Source organism: Flavobacterium hauense, from assembly GCF_054457175.1.
Map to the genome: position 1 here is coordinate 68,963 of NZ_JBTKVX010000018.1, position 19,194 is coordinate 88,156.

Below are 19,194 nucleotides of genomic sequence, written 5' to 3' on the forward strand. Positions count from 1 at the left end.
CATTAATTTTTAAGCCATACACGCATTAGCGAAGACAATTGTTCCACATTTACCGGTTTTGTGATATAATCTGATGCACCCGACTCGATACATTTTTGCCTGTCACCTTTCATCGCTTTTGCGGTAACCGCTATAATAGTAAGGTTTTTATGCTTTTGTACACTACGGATGTTCTTCATCGTCTCATAGCCATCCATTTCGGGCATCATGATATCCATAAGCACAATATCAATAGCTGAGTTTTTGTCCAGTATGTCAATGGCTTCCTGTCCGCTTTCCGCAGTCAGTACATTAAGGCCAAAGCGTTCTAATGCAGTTGTCATCGCAAAAAGGTTACGCACATCATCGTCTACCAGCAACACATTTTTGCCGCTTAGTACATCCTCTTTCATGTAGTAGGTCTCAATCCTTTCACGCATTAGCTCAGGAAGCTCTTTATGAACCCTGTGCATGAACAACGCTGTCTGGTCAATTAGCAGATCCATTGAATTAGCACTCTTAGTGATTATCCTATGGGCAAACCTGTTCAGTTTTATTTTTTGTGCTTTATTGACATCACCTGCCGAATGTATAATTATCGCGGTATCATGTCCGGCAATGTTATTTTCAAGATCATTGATAATATCAAATCCATCGGCATCCGGTAATTTTAAATCGAGTATGATACAATCAAAAGTCTGGTTTTTTATAAAGTCAATTGCTTCTTTTGCAGTTCGGGCTGTAGCGATTTCAATATCGTTACCGCCTACAGCTTCGAGGACCCTTAATAGTTCTTCTTCGTTATCATCAACTATAAGAAGATGTTTTGCTTTTTTATCTTTAAAGCTATGTACATCATCAAACAGCTGTGTCAGTGAATCATTTTTTACGGGTTTTAGAAGGAAGTTCCTGGCACCACGCTTTAGACCTTTATTCCTTTCGTCATCTCCTGAGATTATGTATACCGGTATATGCCTTAGGTTAAAGTCAGTCTTAAGCCTGTCCAGTATTTTCCATCCACTGGTATCCGGCATATTCAGGTCCATGGTAATGGCGTGCGGATTGAAATGATTAATAAAATCGATCACATCATTTCCTTTTGTGGTTACTATGGCTTTTATTCCGTTTGCATGAGCCTGATCCAGCATGATTTTAGCAAAAGTAAGATTATCTTCTGCTATCAGAAGCACTTTATCATCAGGCTTAATATCGGTCCTGTCGTCACCCACTTCATCAACAAAGAACAGATCAATATCAGAGCGGTTAAAGTTAGATGATGGAAGAGATTTAAGCCCTCCTTTAGCCGGTGCTACATGCTCATCCGTTTCTTCAGATACTTCAATTGATTCTGCCTGCGATACCTGAACGAATTTCAATGGCAGGAACAGTGTAAATTTACTACCAATATTGGTTTCACTTTCAAGCTCAATACTTCCTCCTAAAAGGTCGGATAGTCCACGGCTGATGGATAATCCAAGACCTGTACCTCCATACTTACGGCTGGTAGAGCCTTCTGCCTGCTGGAAGGCTTCAAATATTATGTTTTGTTTTTCTTTAGATATACCGATACCTGTATCTGAAATTTCAAATGCAATCACGGTTTCTGCTTCATCAAGGCTGATGTTTTTGGTTTTCCAATTGTTACTGGCTTTGTATATTTTTAACCCAACTTCTCCTTTTTCAGTAAACTTAAAGGAGTTTGATAACAGGTTCTTAAGGATTTGGTTAAGTCGTTGTGAATCGGTTTCAATAAGTTCAGGAAGGCTGTCATCTACATCAATGGTAAAGCGAAGATGTTTTGCCGCCGAAATAGGATTGAAGGTAGATTCCACAAATTTCGTGATCTCAGCAAAGCTAAGAGGGTTGTAATCAACAGAGATGTAACCCGATTCGATTTTAGAAAGGTCAAGAATGTCATTGATCAGTTGGATAAGGTCATCACCACATGAATTTATCGTTTTAGCAAACTGAATCTGCTTTTCTGATAGGTTTCCATCACGGTTGGCGATCAGCTCGTTGGCTAATATCTGTAAACTGTTAAGCGGTGTCCTTAACTCATGTGACATATTGGCAAGGAACTCCGATTTATATTTTGAAGTCAGTGTCAGCTGATCTGCTTTTTCTTCAAGTGCCTTTCTCGCTACCTCAACCTCTTGGTTTTTAAGCTCAACCTCTTCTTTTTGGTTGGCCAAAAGGAATGCTTTCTCTTCCAGTTCCTCATTGGTGTTTTTAAGAACTTCCTGTTGGCTTTTCAGCTCGCTTGCCAGTGATTGTGACTGTACCAATAGTTCTTCAGTCCTTGAGTTCGACTGGATCGTATTCAGTACGATACCAATACTCTCGGTAAGCCCTTCAAGGAAGTCAAGGTGAATTTCACTAAATGTGTCAAGTGAAGCGAGTTCAATTACAGCTTTCAGCTGTCCTTCAAAAAGTACAGGCAGGATGATAACATCTTTTGGTTTGGCATCACCAAGGCCTGAGTTAATCCTGATGTAATCTTTAGGAACGTTACTCAGGAGTATTCTTTCTTTCTCAATAGCTACCTGTCCTATCAATCCTTCGCCCATACCATATTGGGTAGGGGAGTCTTTCCTCTTTTTATAGGCATAAGAAGCAATCATGTTAAGTTTGGAATCCATGAAATCCTCTTCTTCCTGCAGGATATAGAATAATCCGTGCTGTGCAGTTACAACGGTCGCAAGCTCTGAAAGGATCTTTTTGGTTACCGAATTGAGCTCTTTTTGACCCTGAAGCATTTGGGTAAATTTCGCAAGGTTGGATTTCAGCCAGTCTTGTTCCTGATTTTTGAGCGTTGTTGCTTTCAGGTTATAGATCATCTGGTTGATGGTATCTTTAAGAGCCTCAACTTCTCCTTTTGCTTCTACACCAATAGTACGGGTAAGGTCACCCTGCGTTACCGCCGATGCTACCTCAGATATCGCACGTACCTGTGTAGTAAGGTTTTCTGCCAGTTGGTTTACGTTTTCGGTAAGGTTCTTCCATGTTCCCGATGCTCCCGGAACGTTAGCCTGTCCGCCCAGTTTACCTTCAGCACCTACCTCGCGTGCCACAGTTGTTACCTGATCGGAGAATGTAGCCAGGGTATCAATCATCTCGTTAATAGTATCCGTCAGCTGCGCAACTTCACCCTTAGCATCGATTGATAATTTTTGTTTCAGGTTACCCTTTGCTACCGATGTTACTACTTTCGCAATACCACGAACCTGTTCTGTCAGGTTGGATGCCATAACGTTAACCGAGTCGGTCAAATCTTTCCATGTTCCCGCAACACCTTTAACTTCCGACTGTCCACCCAGTTTACCTTCGGTACCTACCTCACGTGCCACACGGGTTACCTCCGAAGCAAAAGAGTTCAGCTGTTCCACCATGGTATTAAATGTATTCTTAAGGTCAAGGATCTCGCCCTTAACGTCAACAGTAATCTGTTTGGAAAGGTCACCATTTGCCACCGCTTTAGTTACCTCTGCAATATTACGTACCTGGTCGGTTAGGTTACTAGCCATCTGGTTTACAGAGTCGGTCAAATCCTTCCATGTACCGGCAACACCGGGAACGAATGCCTGTCCGCCCAGTTTACCGTCGGTACCTACCTCACGGGCCACACGGGTAACCTCAGAGGCAAAGGCCCTAAGCTGATCCACCATGGTATTTACGGTCTCCTTAAGCTGAAGGATCTCACCACGCACGTCGGCTGTAATCTTTTTGGACATATCCCCATTTGCTACCGCAATGGTTACCTCGGCAATGTTACGTACCTGAGTGGTAAGGTTACCAGCCATCTGGTTAACGGAGTCGGTCAAATCCTTCCATGTACCGGCAACACCGGGTACATTAGCCTGTCCTCCCAGTTTACCTTCGGTACCTACCTCACGGGCAACACGTGTTACCTCAGATGCAAATTCCCTAAGCTGGTCTACCATGGTATTCAGGGTTTCTTTCAACTGAAGAATCTCACCACGAACGTCGACGGTAATTTTGCGGGACATATCCCCATTTGCCACGGCAATAGCCACATCGGCAATATTACGTACCTGAGCGGTAAGGTTACCTGCCATCTGGTTAACGGAGTCGGTCAAATCCTTCCATGTTCCGGCAACTCCCGGTACATTAGCCTGTCCTCCCAGTTTTCCTTCGGTACCTACTTCACGCGATACCCTTGTTACCTCAGAGGCAAAGCCCCTAAGCTGATCCACCATGGTATTGATGGTATTTTTAAGTTCAAGGATTTCTCCTTTTACGTCTACTGTAATCTGTAATGAAAGGTCGCCTTTTGCCACGGCAGTTGTTACCTCGGCAATGTTACGTACCTGTCCGGTAAGGTTGGATGCCATCTGGTTCACGGAGTCGGTCAAATCTTTCCATGTACCGCCTACACCTTCTACCTGTGCCTGTCCGCCCAGCTTACCTTCGGTACCTACTTCACGTGCCACACGGGTTACCTCGGATGCAAAAGAGTTCAGCTGGCCCACCATGGTATTGATGGTGTTTTTAAGCTCAAGAATCTCACCTTTGGTATCTACCGTAATCTGTCGGGAAAGGTCACCTTTTGCTACCGCAGTTGTAACTTCGGCAATGTTACGTACCTGTCCGGTAAGGTTGGATGCCATTTGGTTCACGGAGTCGGTCAAATCCTTCCATGTACCACCTACACCTTTTACTTTTGCCTGTCCGCCAAGCTTACCTTCGGTACCCACCTCAAGAGCCACACGGGTTACTTCAGAAGAGAAGGAGTTCAGCTGATCCACCATGGTATTGATGGTCTTCTTAAGCTCAAGGATTTCACCTTCGGCTACTGCGGTAATTTTCTTGGAAAGGTCACCATTTGCCACGGCAGTTGTTACCTCGGCAATGTTTCGTACCTGTCCGGTAAGGTTAGATGCCATCTGATTTACAGAGTCGGTCAAATCCTTCCATGTACCACCCACACCTTTTACCTTAGCCTGACCACCCAGTTTACCTTCAGAACCCACCTCACGTGCCACACGGGTTACCTCGGCACCAAAGGAGTTCAGCTGATCCACCATGGTATTGATTGTATTCTTAAGTTCCAGGATCTCACCCGCAACGTTTACTGTAATTTTTTTAGAAAGGTCACCTTTCGCCACGGCAGTTGTAACTTCGGCAATGTTTCGTACCTGACCGGTAAGGTTAGATGCCATCTGGTTCACCGAGTCGGTAAGATCTTTCCATACACCACCTACACCACGTACTTTAGCCTGTCCTCCGAGCTTACCTTCCGATCCTACCTCAAGCGCCACACGGGTCACCTCAGAGGAGAAGGAGTTCAGCTGATCCACCATTGTATTAATAGTGTTTTTAAGTTCCAGGATCTCTCCCTTAACGTCAACCGTAATTTTTTTGGAAAGGTCACCTTTTGCTACCGCTGTTGTTACATCAGCAATATTACGCACCTGTCCGGTAAGGTTGGATGCCATCTGGTTTACCGAGTCGGTCAAATCCTTCCATGTACCGCCAACACCTTTTACCTGTGCCTGTCCGCCCAGCTTACCTTCAGTACCCACTTCACGCGCTACACGCGTCACCTCAGAAGAGAATGAGTTCAGCTGATCCACCATGGTATTAATGGTATTCTTAAGCTCTAATATCTCTCCTTTAACGTCAACCGTAATTTTTTTGGAAAGGTCACCTTTTGCTACTGCTGTTGTTACATCAGCAATATTACGTACCTGTCCGGTAAGGTTACTCGCCATCTTATTAACCGAGTCGGTCAAATCTTTCCATACACCACCTACACCACGCACTTTAGCCTGTCCACCCAGTTTACCTTCGGTACCTACCTCACGAGCCACACGGGTCACCTCCATCGAGAACAGGTTCAACTGTTTCACCATCCCGTTTACCTCTTTTGCAATTCGCAAGAACTCACCCTGCAGCGGATTACCTTCAATAGACAATGGCATTTCCTGCGAAAGGTTACCTTTTGCCACCGAGGTAATTACGTGTGCAATCTCAATAGTAGGATGTACAAGGTCTGAGATCAGGGTGTTTACCGAATCTACACATGAGCTCCATGAGCCACGTGCACCGTCTAGGGCAACCCTGTTGTTTAGCTTACCTTGTTTACCAATGCTCTTACCAACTTTCTGAAACTCAAATACCATTCTTTCATTCAGATCGATAATTTCGTTCAGTGTATCACATATAGATCGCTTTGTTCCATTCTGGTCGGTAGGAAAGCGTTGTGAAAAATTACCATTTTTGACCTTCACAAGAATTTTAAGAAATTCCGCATCAGTGAGTACAGATTCCTCTGATGTAGCTTTTTTGCGTTTGGCTCTTATTGGTGTTTCCGCAATAACAGGAACTGCAATAAACGTTTCTGTAGTAGGAGTGGCTTTTTGGTGAGTGTTTTTTTTCATAAACCTGATTCAAGTTTTAGTTGGCGATAACTAATGCAGTCCGTATTCGTTTTGCTTTTGCTATCTGGTAGTAAGGTGATTAGTGTAAGGTTGAACTTTACTAAGTTACGGATTATATGTTTGTTGTTGTTTACTAGTTTTTTATGATTGAATAATCATATTTCGTTCGTGAGTATCTTTCTTAAATGAAACTGAACAAAAGCGTCCATAGAATCAGCCCGCTTCGTATTATCGGTATAGTTTAAAGGCTTTATTATATAACCCGAAATACCCAGTTCTTCAGCTTCAGCCCGTTCCGAGCTTTCAGATGAAGTAGTCATGACAAAAACTTTTATATCTTTTAATAGCTCATCTGCCCTGATAATCCTTAAAAATTCTAAGCCATTCATTTTTGGCATATTAAGATCAAGTAATATTACGTCAGGTAATGCATTCGCATTCATTTTTTTTAGGATATCCAGAGCTTCAATGCCGTTGTAGGCAGTATAAAGATTATATTCGTTTTCTATTTTTTTTAATGATCGCTCAACGCTGATCACGTCGAGTTCATCATCTTCTACGAGTAAAATGGTGTGTTTTTCCATGGCATTATATTTTTTTCCAGGTGAAAATAAATTCTGAGCCCTCCCCGGGTTCTGAATTTACCGTTATTTTTTCCTGTCGTTCGTCTAATATTTTTTTTACAATTGCGAGTCCAATTCCTGTGCTTTCTTTTTCATTTTTTTCACGTAGCGTCTGGAAGAGTTCGAATATTTTTTTGTGATACCTGGTTTCTATTCCAATCCCATTGTCCTTGATGGAAAATTCATAGTATCCCGGATATTCTTTATATTTGATAGTAATGGTTCCGTTTTGGTGTGATGTATATTTTACGGCATTACTGATAAGATTTGTGAATATCTGTTCGAGTTTCAGCTTTTCACCATACAGTTCAGGTAAATCATCAGTTTCTACGATAAAATCCCTTGGTACTATAGAACTTGTAATTTCAGTTACGAGCTTATTAGTATCTATTTTTTCAGGTTCAGTTTCCTTATTTACCCTTGCGTAGTCAAGCAAACCGTTGATCAAAGATTCCATACGCTGGGTTCTTTGTGGAATAATATTCAAATATTTCTTTAGCTGGGGTGAGAGCTCATTTTCAAGATCTTCTTCAATCCAGGTAATTACATTATGAATGCCTCTTATAGGGGCTTTAAGGTCATGCGAAACAACATATGCAAATTTGTTTAGCTCAGCATTTTTATGTTCCAGCTCATAGATGGTCTTATCCAACCTTAACGACATAACATTAAGTGATCTCGACAAGCCGGTAAGTTCATCATTTCGGGTGTCCTCTACTATTGAGAAGTTACCGTTTGAAATATTTTCAGCCAAGCGCACCATAGATGCAATTCTTTTTGAAATCAGCCTTACTATATAAATTGTACTACATATGCCCACACCTATGGTAAGGGTTAAAAATATTAAAGAAGCAGTGTGTGTATTTTTTATTGATGCCATTAGGACTTCACTGTGCTGTTTTCTCCGGGCATATTCAATTCGGTCAAACCGGGTAAACATACGTGCTATCTCGTCATTTATTTTTTTTCCAACATGTTTTTTTACTCTGGTTTCAACTAAGTTATAGTACGAAGCATTCATCGTTTGCCTTGAGTTTATAAGCTGACCTGAATAGGCTACCCATGATGTGTGCATCAGGCTTATGGAATCAAGTATGGCTCGCTGTGTACCGCTGTGGCCAACAAGCTTTTTTTCCAACTCAAGATAAGTGGGTACTATCTTTTTGCCTTTATAATATAAATCCAAAAAAGTCTGATCGTTAGTCAGCAAATATCCTCTGTAAGAGCTCTGCATATCAATTATCGCCTTGTGGGATTTATTTGAATTACGGATAATGTCTTCTGATTTTAAAAGAAACTCTGAGTTTTCCTCTACTTTTTTAGATAGCATATAGTTTGTATACGAATCTGCCGCCGAAAGCAGTATGACCGCTATAAATGCTATAAGTATCTGAGTAGATAATTTCATCTGATTTGTTATACCCGTAATTTGTTTACATAGAATACGGCTTATAGACAAATGTTAAAATATAATAATGTATCCTTCTTAAATTTTTGCTAAATTTTAATATAATATTTTACGGAATTGTAGACTTTGAATTAACTTTAATGTGTTGATTTATTTGAGTTTAGGCTTTTTTGTTGATGTTTAGGTTTGCTAAATTCTATAAATAGGCTTACAAAAATCAGTCATACGGAAAGAGATATAAGAATGTCAGCATGTTTTTATAATTATAAAAATATAATAGTTGCCTATGGCTGCTTTAAACAGCGTTTGCTAAAAACAGTTTTTAACTTGCTCTATACAACCAATACTGTTTTACAAAACAAAAATCGCTGAATTTATTTTAAAGTTTTTTTTTAAAGATGGCATACAGAGATACAACTTTATCATGTAGCAATGTGATAAAATTTTAATAAGTAAACTTCAAAACAGCATGAAATGCTGCGGATAACCACAATGTAGATATTGTGTTTTAAAGTATTGATAATCAGGTTTTATTTGTGATATTTTGTGTTTTTAAATTACCGAATTGATAAAGGCTACTATTAGGATAATATGAGTTTTATGTTAAGATTTGCTTAAGCTGGAATAAGCTAACTAAACAAAAACCTATCAAAACTATGAATCAAAAACTATTCGAAAAATCGCCTGATGATTACTCAGGTGCTTGTCGTTTTTTGAGTTGGAAAAGTATTATCGGGAAGCTATGCCTGATAGTGCTTTTAAACCTGATCTCAACGGCAGGATTTGCACAGCTGGCTACCGAGAATTTCGATGGCGGTATCCCGGCAACATGGCCGAGGGCTTACGTGGGAGGTACTTCGCAATGGACAACCTCTACTGATGGATATCTTGGCAGCGCGGGCGCTGCTTTTATCGATCCATCAGCGGAAGTTCTCGGTAGTGGCACTACAGCCAGGTATTATCTTTTTACTCCACCGTTTGCGGTTCCTTCCAATGGTGAATTGCGATTTTTTACCAAACAGTCCAGCGCGACTGATTTTGGTAATATTTATGAGGTAAGGCTATCTACAGTGGGCCCATCTGATATCAGCAGTTTTTCAACGGTATTAGGGACATTTACAGAAGCACAGCTTACTACCACTGCCGGTTATGAGGAAAAAGCGTTATCTCTGGGTAATATTGCCCCGGGACTTAACATTTACATTGCATTCGTATTGGTAAATCAACAGGTAGGTGCTACACCTAATGCTGACACCTGGTTAATTGATAATGTCAGTGTACAGACAGCAACAGTATGTAATCCTGTAGTGGCAACTACAATTACAGCACCGGCTGCAAACATTACTACTTCGACTGCTACTATAAACTGGACACATCCAACCGCAACACAATTTCAGATTATTGTGCAGCAGGCTGCCCTTCCGGCACCGGGTGCTTCGGCAGTGGGTACTACCGTTACAGGGGCAGGACCGTCGTTTTCGTATGCGGCGGGAGGCTTAACAGCCAGTACTGCTTATAAGGCTTATATTAAAGCAATATGTTCAGTGACCCCCAGTGCGTGGGTTACAACAACAGCCAATACTTTTAGTACTGTTGCTGTGGGTTCATATTGCAGTAATCCTATTATCGTTCCTGCTACAGGAGCACCGTATACTTTTACGGGTAACCTTTCTACATTTGCTAATGCTGCGGTAACGTATCCAAATCCGGGAACAGGCTGTCTTTCGCCTGCAATCACACAAAACTATATGACAGGTGCTAAGGCATTTTTCTCGTATACTCCTACTCAGGATGGATTGATAAGTGTAACAAACGTAACTACAGCAAATTCTGCTCTGAATGGTTTTAACCATTCAACAGGCTTTTTTGTATACGATGGTTGTAGTAATGTTGCTGTAGCCTGTCTTGGCGCTAATACTACATCTACAGCAGCTGTTCCTGCTACTATCAATAACGTATTTGTACAGGCTGGGCATACTTACATAATTGTAGTATCCTCAAACTTAACAGCAACAGCAGGTATATTATTTACATTGTCTGTACAATCGGCTGCATGTGCTCCTCCGGGAGTGTTTACTTACAAGGATCTTTTACAGACAAGCGTCAAATTTTCATGGAATAACGTTGGCAACTTTGCCAGTGCATGGGAATATAAAGTTCAGGCTGCAGGTGCAGGAGTTCCGACAGGTGCCGGTACAGCTACACCAACCAACATTGATGTTAACATAAACACTGGTTTGGCAGCAGGAACATCGTATGATCTTTATGTTCGTTCAGTTTGTGGCGGAACACCTGGTGCATGGAGTGCACCTTACAGGTTTACAACGCAGTGTACCATGTTCCCTACACCGTATTCACAAAACTTTACAGGGGCAACACCTGCAGCTCCGACACCATGTTGGACCATTTTAGATGTAAATAACGATGTTGTTGCATGGACATATTTATCTTCATCTTATGCTACAATAGCAGTAAATGGAAACCAAAATTATAATAATGATTATTTTGTAAGCCCTCAGGTAAACTTTACAGGAGTACAAAAAAGGTTACGATATAAGCATCAGGCTGTAGGTGGAAATGTGAAATATTCTATTAAAATTTCAACTACCGGAGTAGGGGTAGATAATTTCACGACTGTACTTATGCCGGAAACGTCTTTTGCTACAATGACGGCATTTCAGGAAAGGATAATTAATATCCCAACTTCAATAACAGGTCCTGTAAATATAGCCTTTATCGTTACACCGGGTACGGGTAATACAGCAACAAGGATTTCAATTGATGATGTATTTATCGAAGATAAGCCTGCTTGTCCGGATCCAATTTTACCAACGGTTAGTAATATCACAACTACAACGGCTCAGTTTGCATGGACTGTAGGCGATACGGAAACTCAATGGGAAGTTGTCGTGCAGCCTCTTGGTACAGGAGTTCCAACAGCAGATGGTATTTTGGTTAACTCTAATCCATATACCGCTACAGTACTTCCTTCTACAGCTTATGAATATTATGTAAGAGCTTACTGCTCATCTACACAAAAAAGTAACTGGGTAGGCCCTGTTGCATTCAACACTGTATGTGGTGTGTTTAACACCCCATTTGTTGAGAACTTTAATAATGGCGATCCCGCAAACTCTCACAAATTCTGTTGGACGATCACTGATGTTAATGGTGGTGGAACGTTTACATTAGGTACACCGACAGTACCGGTTACCGAAGCGCAGCTTGTAAGACCTGGCTTTAATGCCCCAACATCTTATAATGACTGGCTTATTACACCTGCTATTAATGTGATAGGTACTAAAGAGCTTAAGTTTAAGTATAAATCTGCAACAAGTATATTTCACGCTACGGCAAGAAATGGCTTAGAGGTATTAATGTCAACTACAGATACCAACCCGGCAAGCTTTACTGTAATCTCGCCATTACTGGTATCTACAAACGTTGATTATGTTGAAAAAGCATTATATATTAATGCAAACGGACCTGTCTATATTGCTTTTAGAGTACCACCAACATATTCTGTGGCTCCGGGAACAGCTAACTTGTATATAGATGATGTAAGGATAGATGAAGCTCCGGCTTGTCCTAATCCTTCATTGCTTACGGTATCTAACATTACTGTTAACAGTGCCCGTTTTTCATGGACAAAAGGATTTTTAGAAACACAATGGCAAGTAGCAGTACAGCCTGTAGGCACAGGTGTTCCTACAGCCGGTACACTGGTTGATACTAATCCTGAATTTAACACAGTTGCTCCTTTATTAGCTGATACACAGTACGAAGTATATGTAAGAGCATATTGTAGCGGCACGGACCAGAGTAACTGGATTGGCCCGATTAAATTTAAAACCTTATGTAACCCTATTGCGTCACCGTTTACAGAAACGTTTAACCCTGATTCAGCAACTGAACAATGCTGGCTTGTAAGAAACGATGTAGGTACAGGTACAGGAGGAGGTCTTGTTTATACCTGGAATACCAATGCGGGTATAAATCCTTATGAAGGTGATCATGCAGCTGGTATATTCAGCGGCTCAAATGGTGACAACAATGACTGGCTAATTTCGCCAACCATTACTGTAACTGCCGGACAGCGTCTTAGATATTATTACAGGACAAATAGTTCAGATTATTATGAAGATCTTGAAGTACTATTGTCTACTACAGGTATTGAGTCTGCCAATTTTACAACGGTTTTATCGTCAGCAGATTACTTTGATACACCTCCACTTAATAATACCGAGTGGAAAGAGAAAGTTATTAACCTTCCTGCAGGTGTTACCGGTAATATCAATATTGCATGGCGCATACCTCCTAAACCTTCTAACGCTTGGGGTTACAGAGGACAAATGTTGCTTATTGACAAGGTTGTTATTGAAGATATACCGGCTTGTTCTCAGCCTGCAAACCTCGCAGTTCTAAACATTACTGATGTTCAGGCGCAGTTAAAATGGGATACTACAGGCACAGAAACAGCTTGGGATGTATATGTACAGCCAGCAGGGCTTGCGGCTCCGGTAGGGGACGGTAACCCGGCTTATCTTACAACAGTTACAACTAACCCTTATACTAAAACAGGACTTACAGCTGCCACAAAATATGACTATTATGTTAGAGCTGCATGTACTGACACTGACAGTCCATGGGTTGGGCCGTTCCAGTTCACATCAATGTGTAGCTATGAGAACCTTTGTGAATATAATATTACATTGGCTAATCCTGTGAATTTTGGAGATATTCAGGGTGAAATCAGATTAATACAGAACCAGGTAGTTGTTCAGACCTTCAATTTAACAACTACAGCAGGAGGTTCTTCTCAAACCTTTCCCGTATTCTTATGTGATGGTGTAGAGTATTCGCTATTCTGGGATGCCGTGGGTTCTGTTCCTTCATCAGGAGAGGCTCAGGCTACTGTTACCATAAAAAAAGCCGACGGTACAAACGTTTGGACCAGCCCTCAGGGTGTTGGGCCAATGAATGATGTGATATACACCGGTTTTGCAGCATGTAGCGTTGTTACATGTCCGAATCCAACTAACCTTACGGTAACTGACGGTGTTCTTTCATGGACAGCCGGAGGTGCTGAAACGCAGTGGGAAGTATTTGTGCAGCCACTTAATAATGGTACATTACCACAAGCAGGAACATTAATAACAACAAATTCTTATACTCCTGTAGCTGCTGATTTTGCAAATCTTGCAAATGGAACTTATGAGTTCTTTGTAAGAGCAGTATGTAGTACAACCAATAAAAGTTACTGGTCAGCTCCATTCAGATTTTTAAGGAATGATTCAGCTGCAAAAGCAGTTGTTGTTCCAGTAAATACAGGAGATACTTGTGAAGTTTCTTCTGCTAATGCAACTTTCTTAGGTGCAACACCTTCTACTGAACCAATGACATGTACAGGTGTAAATAATGGTGATATCTGGTATCAGTTCCAGGCTACTTCTACTGCACACATAATTGAGTTGGGTAATTTCTCAGGAGATTATTATAATTCATCAGGTAATCCGCCTCATCCATTTATTACAATGACACTTTACCGTGTAAACGGTGCAGCTTTAGAAGAGTTATCCTGTAGTAGTGTGAACTCAATAACAGCAGCTTACTCTACAGCCACAATAATTGGTGACACTTATAAAGTGAGGCTGACTCTTAATAACAATGAAAAAACTAATGCAGCACCTGTTGCTAATACAAGGGCATATACATTTGATGTTTGTGTTAAAACTCCAACAAATCCGTGTTTAATTGGTATTGCAAATGGTAGTTTTGAAGATCCGGAGGCAGCATTTGGAGGTCTGACTAATATGTTCTCGAAGCAGCTTGTCCCTGCCTGGCGCTATAATATTCCGGGTAATGAATATTTCTTTTTTATGGATTTTTCAGGTACAGCTCCTGGTGGTACTCCTGTACCTTATGAAGGCACTCAGTTTATTCAGTTATTAACTAATCAGACTACGCCTAATTATGATCCGGCTGATATGGTAAATATTGAAGGATTGTATCAGGACTTTGATACCTCTGAAATGACACAGCTGACTTATAGTTATGCTCAGGCAATAAGGGCATCTTCACCAACTGCAGTCCAAATGTTTATGGGTCCACCGGCAGGTCCTTTTGTACTTCTGGAAGATAATTTTAGTAACTCTAAAGAATGGACTGTACAAACCGGAATATACGACGTTCCAGCAGGACAATCTAAGACAAGGATTTTGTTCCGCACTAAAAATCCGATTGGAAGCTGGATAGTACTTGATGCAATTAGTATTGTTCCTAATAATGAGATACTTACTTTACCACATTCAGTTGCATGTGGTGTTGACGGAACATCTGTTTCTGCACGTGGAGTAGGACAGTGGATAGCTGACGAAAGGAACCCATCTGATGTTGTTATTGCTACTCCAACTGCTTCTACAACATCGATCTCAGGATTTGTTCTTTCAGGAGACTATACATTTACGTGGAAGACACGCTACTGCGAAGAAACCATCGTCATAAACAAAGTTGCTAATGATGAGATCCCGGCAGTTATTACTCCGGTAGAATACTGTATCGATACGGTTGCCGTACCGCTTACAGCACCGGAACTTGCAGACTATACCCTTGTATGGTATGATGTTGCAACAGGCGGCACAGCACTTACAGCAGCTCCGATACCTGTAACCACGGCAGCAGGAACCACGCCATACTATGTGGCTTATGTAGATGCAGCAGGATGCGAAGGGGTAAGGGCCCAGCTTGATGTTGTTGTAAACGATAAAACCAATCCAGTTGTGGGCTTCACTTATGATGCAGCAACCTATTGTTCTATCGCTACAAACCCTGTAATTACACTTGATGCAGATTTTGCACCAAACGGTACATTTACGGCAACCCCAACAGGCCTTGCCATCGATGGGATAACAGGAGCGATTGACCTTTCGGCAAGTACAGCAGGTACGTATGATGTGACTTACGATGTAACAGCGGTAGATTGTATCAATCCTGGCACAAATACAGTTACAGTGACTGTAAATGCAGCAACCAACCCTGTGGTAGACTTTACCTATACCAATGACGTATGCCTAAACAACACAGCCGCATTGCTTCCTTCAGAGGCCGTAGGTTTTGCAACAGGCGGAACATATTCATCGGCTACGGTAACTATAGATCCTGTAACGGGGGAAATTGACCTGGCTACAGCAACAGCAGGTACACATGAGATCATTTACAGCATTGCTGCCGATACCAGCCTTGCAGGTTGTGTTAACTCAGGTACATCTATCTTTGAGATAACGCTGGTACAGCCAACAGTTCCTGTTACGGGCTTTACCTATGCTGCGGAATATTGTATAGCAGAGGCTAACCCAACACCGGCACCAGATGCTAACTTCTACACAGGAGGAGCATTCAGCGCTACAGGCGGCCTGACAGTTGACCCTGTAACAGGGGAGATTGACCTTACAACAGCAACACCGGGCATTTATGATGTTATCTATGCAGTAACCGAAGCAGATTGTCTTGAAGCAGGAAGCACTACGGTTACGGTTGTAATCAATGCTCTGACAGCACCTGTAGTGGCATTCAGCTACGAGAGCCCAACCTGTATCAACTCAGGAAATGAGCTTGTACCAACCCTTGAAGACCTGTTTACCCTTGGTGGGGTGTTCAGCTCAGCAACTGTTACAGTAGATGCAGCAACAGGTATCATCGACCTTACTAGCGCTACACAAGGCATACACGATATTCAGTATATACTACCGGTAGATGCATTGCTTTGCATCGATGGTGGAACCTTTACCACATCAGTAGAGCTTAAGTCAGGAATCACCCCGGTAACAGGGTTCACTTATGAAGATTCGTATTGTTATGACAGCACAGATACGCTTCCTGAAACTGTTACAGGCTTCACCACAGGAGGAACGTTCAGCTCAACAGCAGGGCTTGTAATCAATCCTGCAACAGGTGAGATAAATGTGGCAGGTAGTACACCGGGTGTTTATGTGATTACATATACTATAGTAGCCGATGATACCACATGTAATGTAGGAGGTTCTGATATCGCTACGGTATCGGTATCGGGCAAGTTGGATATAGCTGTGTCACAGGAGTGCCGCGGCAACAATGCATGGCTGTTCGCAAACCCTGTAAACGCGTCATTCGATCCTGAAACTGCCGGTTATGTATGGAAAGACAAAGCCGGGGTAACGGTGAGCACAGAATCAACATTCAATGTTACGGCCTATGCAGAAGCGAATAACGCACCGGAATTGCCATTAGGCTTTACGGTAACGGTTAGCTCAGCTTCGTGTTCAAACGAAGTGGCCTATAGCGTGACAACGCTAATGTGTGATATCCCAAGGGGAATATCGCCAAACGGCGATGGACTCAATGACAGCCTTGACCTTACAGGAACAGGCGTGAAAAAGATTGAGATCTACAACCGTTATGGTAAAAAAGTGTTCAGCCATGGTTCAGGTTATACCAACCAGTGGCACGGACAGGACAATAACAGTAATGAATTGCCGGATGGTACTTACTACTACAGCATAGAAAATGCTGATGGAAGCAGTAAGACCGGATGGGTATACATAAACAGGCCTAGCTAGTTTAGCCATAATTTTATTAAACTGCCTGTCTGCTCTTGAGCAGGCAGGCTTTTTTTTGAATAAACTTTATAAACATATTTATAAAGGATTTACAATATTTAGCTATTGCACTTCATTATTTTTTCAGGATCTTCTCAGATAGTATAAAAAAACAAAAAAAAGCATTAAGTACTCTGCAAACAGCGGTAAATTCTGCAAAATAGATTGTATAGATCAGTTTTTGGCAATTTATATTAAACATTGCTTAACGCTTAGTTAACGCCTTGATTTTTGCTATTATTTAAGTTAGCCGCTTAAAAGAAAGTGGTATTATGCTAAGATTTGATAAAAGAGTAAGGGCTTGTTTTCTAACAATAGTTGCTATAGGAGGTGTTGCTGTCTCGCTTTCGTTTGCTTCTGAAAAAGAGTATGAAAAGTACCCTGTGGTTATCAATCAGTTTACACATGATTTTAAAGAGTCAGTAATTATTCTTGATAATGCAGCAGTTAATTTCAGCAAAGGAAAAATCAGCCTTGATTCATTAAGGAATACATTAGCGCAAACAAGGATAAGCTATAAAAAAATAGAGTTCTATCTCGCATTTTACAATCCTGAATATGTAAACGAGCATATTAATGGAGCGCCTTTGCTCCATATTGAGAAAGCAGGCACCAGTCCAGTGGTACTAACACCCGAAGGACTTCAGGTACTTGATGAACTTGTTTTTTCTGATGAAGCTACTGAGGAAAAATTACAAATAGCAACTCTGACAAAAAAGCTAAGTTCAAGTTACAAGCTTCTTTTTGATAGCCTGGATACTAAAGCTGAAACAAAAAACAGCATATCAGCTATGCGTTTGCAATTAGTAAGGTTATATGCTTTGGGGCTTACCGGTTTTGATACTCCCGGATCACTTAATGCCATTTCCGAGGCTAAAGCATCATTTGAGGGTATGAAAGTTTTTTATGCTGAGAGCCATCCAGAGAAATCAAATTCTATAACAGCGCTATTTGATGGTGTAATAGGATACCTTGATAAGGCTGATTCTTTTGAGACCTTAAACAGGCTTGAGATATTCAGGCAATATATAGATCCTCTGTATAAAAAGTTAGGAGAGATTGAACCGGGAAATGAGCCTGAGTTCCTCAAGCAAACGGCTGCCTGGAATGCCGGAAGCAAATCTATTTTTGGTAATGATTTTCTAAATCCGTACTTTTTTACTGATTTGAAAGAAGGGGAAGACAGCGCTGAGCTACGTAAATTGGGAGAGTCCCTGTTCTATGATACTGCAATAAGTGGTGATGGCAAAATGAATTGTGCCAGCTGCCATCAGCCCGGAAAAGCATTCGCAGACGGAATGCCAAAATCAATCAGTAATATTCAGGGTAAAACAGTATTGCGCAATGCTCCAACATTGGTAAATGCAGTATATGCTGACCGCTTTTTTTATGACCTGCGTGCCTTCACCCTTGAGCAGCAGGCGGAGCATGTAATATTTAATCCCGACGAATTTAATACTGCATACAGTGCAATCCTTAAAAAACTTAGTGAAAGTCCAAAATATGCCGCCCAGTTCAGGGAGGTTTTTGGTAAAGGCAATATTACCCGCGAAAAGTTCTCTAAGGCACTTGCTTCTTATGTGATTTCACTACGTTCTTTCAACAGCGAATTTGATAAATACATACGGGGAGAATCTGATGTGCTTAGCCAGGATGTAAAAAACGGTTTTAACCTTTTTATGGGCAAGGCTAATTGTGCAACTTGTCATTTTGTACCAACATTTGCCGGGCTTGTTCCCCCTTTATATAGTGAGAATGAAAGTGAGATTTTGGGAGTATTGGCCGATCCCAATGCAAAACAGCCGAAGCTGGACAGTGATGAGGGAAGGTGGTCTAACACGATCTTAAGTGAGTATGCCTGGATCTATGAAAAATCATTTAAAACAAATACTGTTAGAAATGCAGGACTTACCGCTCCCTATTTTCATAATGGCGCATACAGCACATTGGAAGAGGTTATCGATTTTTATAATAATGGAGGTGGTGGTGGACTTGGGCTGAATGTAAGTAACCAAACGCTCTCTGCCGATCCGTTGAACCTTACAGCTAAAGAAAAAAAAGAACTTATTACTTTTATAAATTCCCTGAATGATGTTCCGGTCGCAAAATAATTGTTTTTCTTATGTTAAGCGGCATCGCAATATCTGGCA

5 protein-coding genes are annotated in these 19,194 nt (G+C 41.4%); 2 read left to right on the top strand and 3 right to left on the bottom strand.

Annotation, left to right across the window (positions count from 1 at the left end):
* Positions 1-2 precede the first annotated feature (2 nt).
* From ACX0HA_RS13465 to ACX0HA_RS13475, 3 genes are all read right to left on the bottom strand, one after another.
* On the bottom strand, positions 3-6,380 hold the full coding sequence (locus tag ACX0HA_RS13465) for a HAMP domain-containing protein (protein WP_458845813.1): 6,378 nt from the start codon (positions 6,378-6,380) through the stop codon (positions 3-5).
* Between the two features lie 155 nt (positions 6,381-6,535).
* Positions 6,536-6,964: a response regulator gene (locus ACX0HA_RS13470; protein WP_458845814.1), complete on the bottom strand. Its 429-nt coding sequence runs from the start codon at positions 6,962-6,964 to the stop codon at positions 6,536-6,538.
* 4 nt (positions 6,965-6,968) lie between these two features.
* Positions 6,969-8,411, bottom strand: a complete 1,443-nt coding sequence (locus tag ACX0HA_RS13475) for an ATP-binding protein (RefSeq protein WP_458845815.1) — start codon at positions 8,409-8,411, stop codon at positions 6,969-6,971.
* Positions 8,412-9,067: 656 nt separating this feature from the next.
* Between ACX0HA_RS13475 and ACX0HA_RS13480 the strand changes: the two genes are divergently transcribed.
* Complete coding sequence (locus tag ACX0HA_RS13480) at positions 9,068-17,005, top strand: choice-of-anchor J domain-containing protein (protein ID WP_458845816.1); 7,938 nt, start codon at positions 9,068-9,070, stop codon at positions 17,003-17,005.
* A gap of 311 nt (positions 17,006-17,316) precedes the next feature.
* Positions 17,317-19,155, top strand: coding sequence for a cytochrome-c peroxidase (locus tag ACX0HA_RS13485; protein ID WP_458845817.1), 1,839 nt, complete (start codon positions 17,317-17,319; stop codon positions 19,153-19,155).
* Positions 19,156-19,194: the final 39 nt, after the last annotated feature.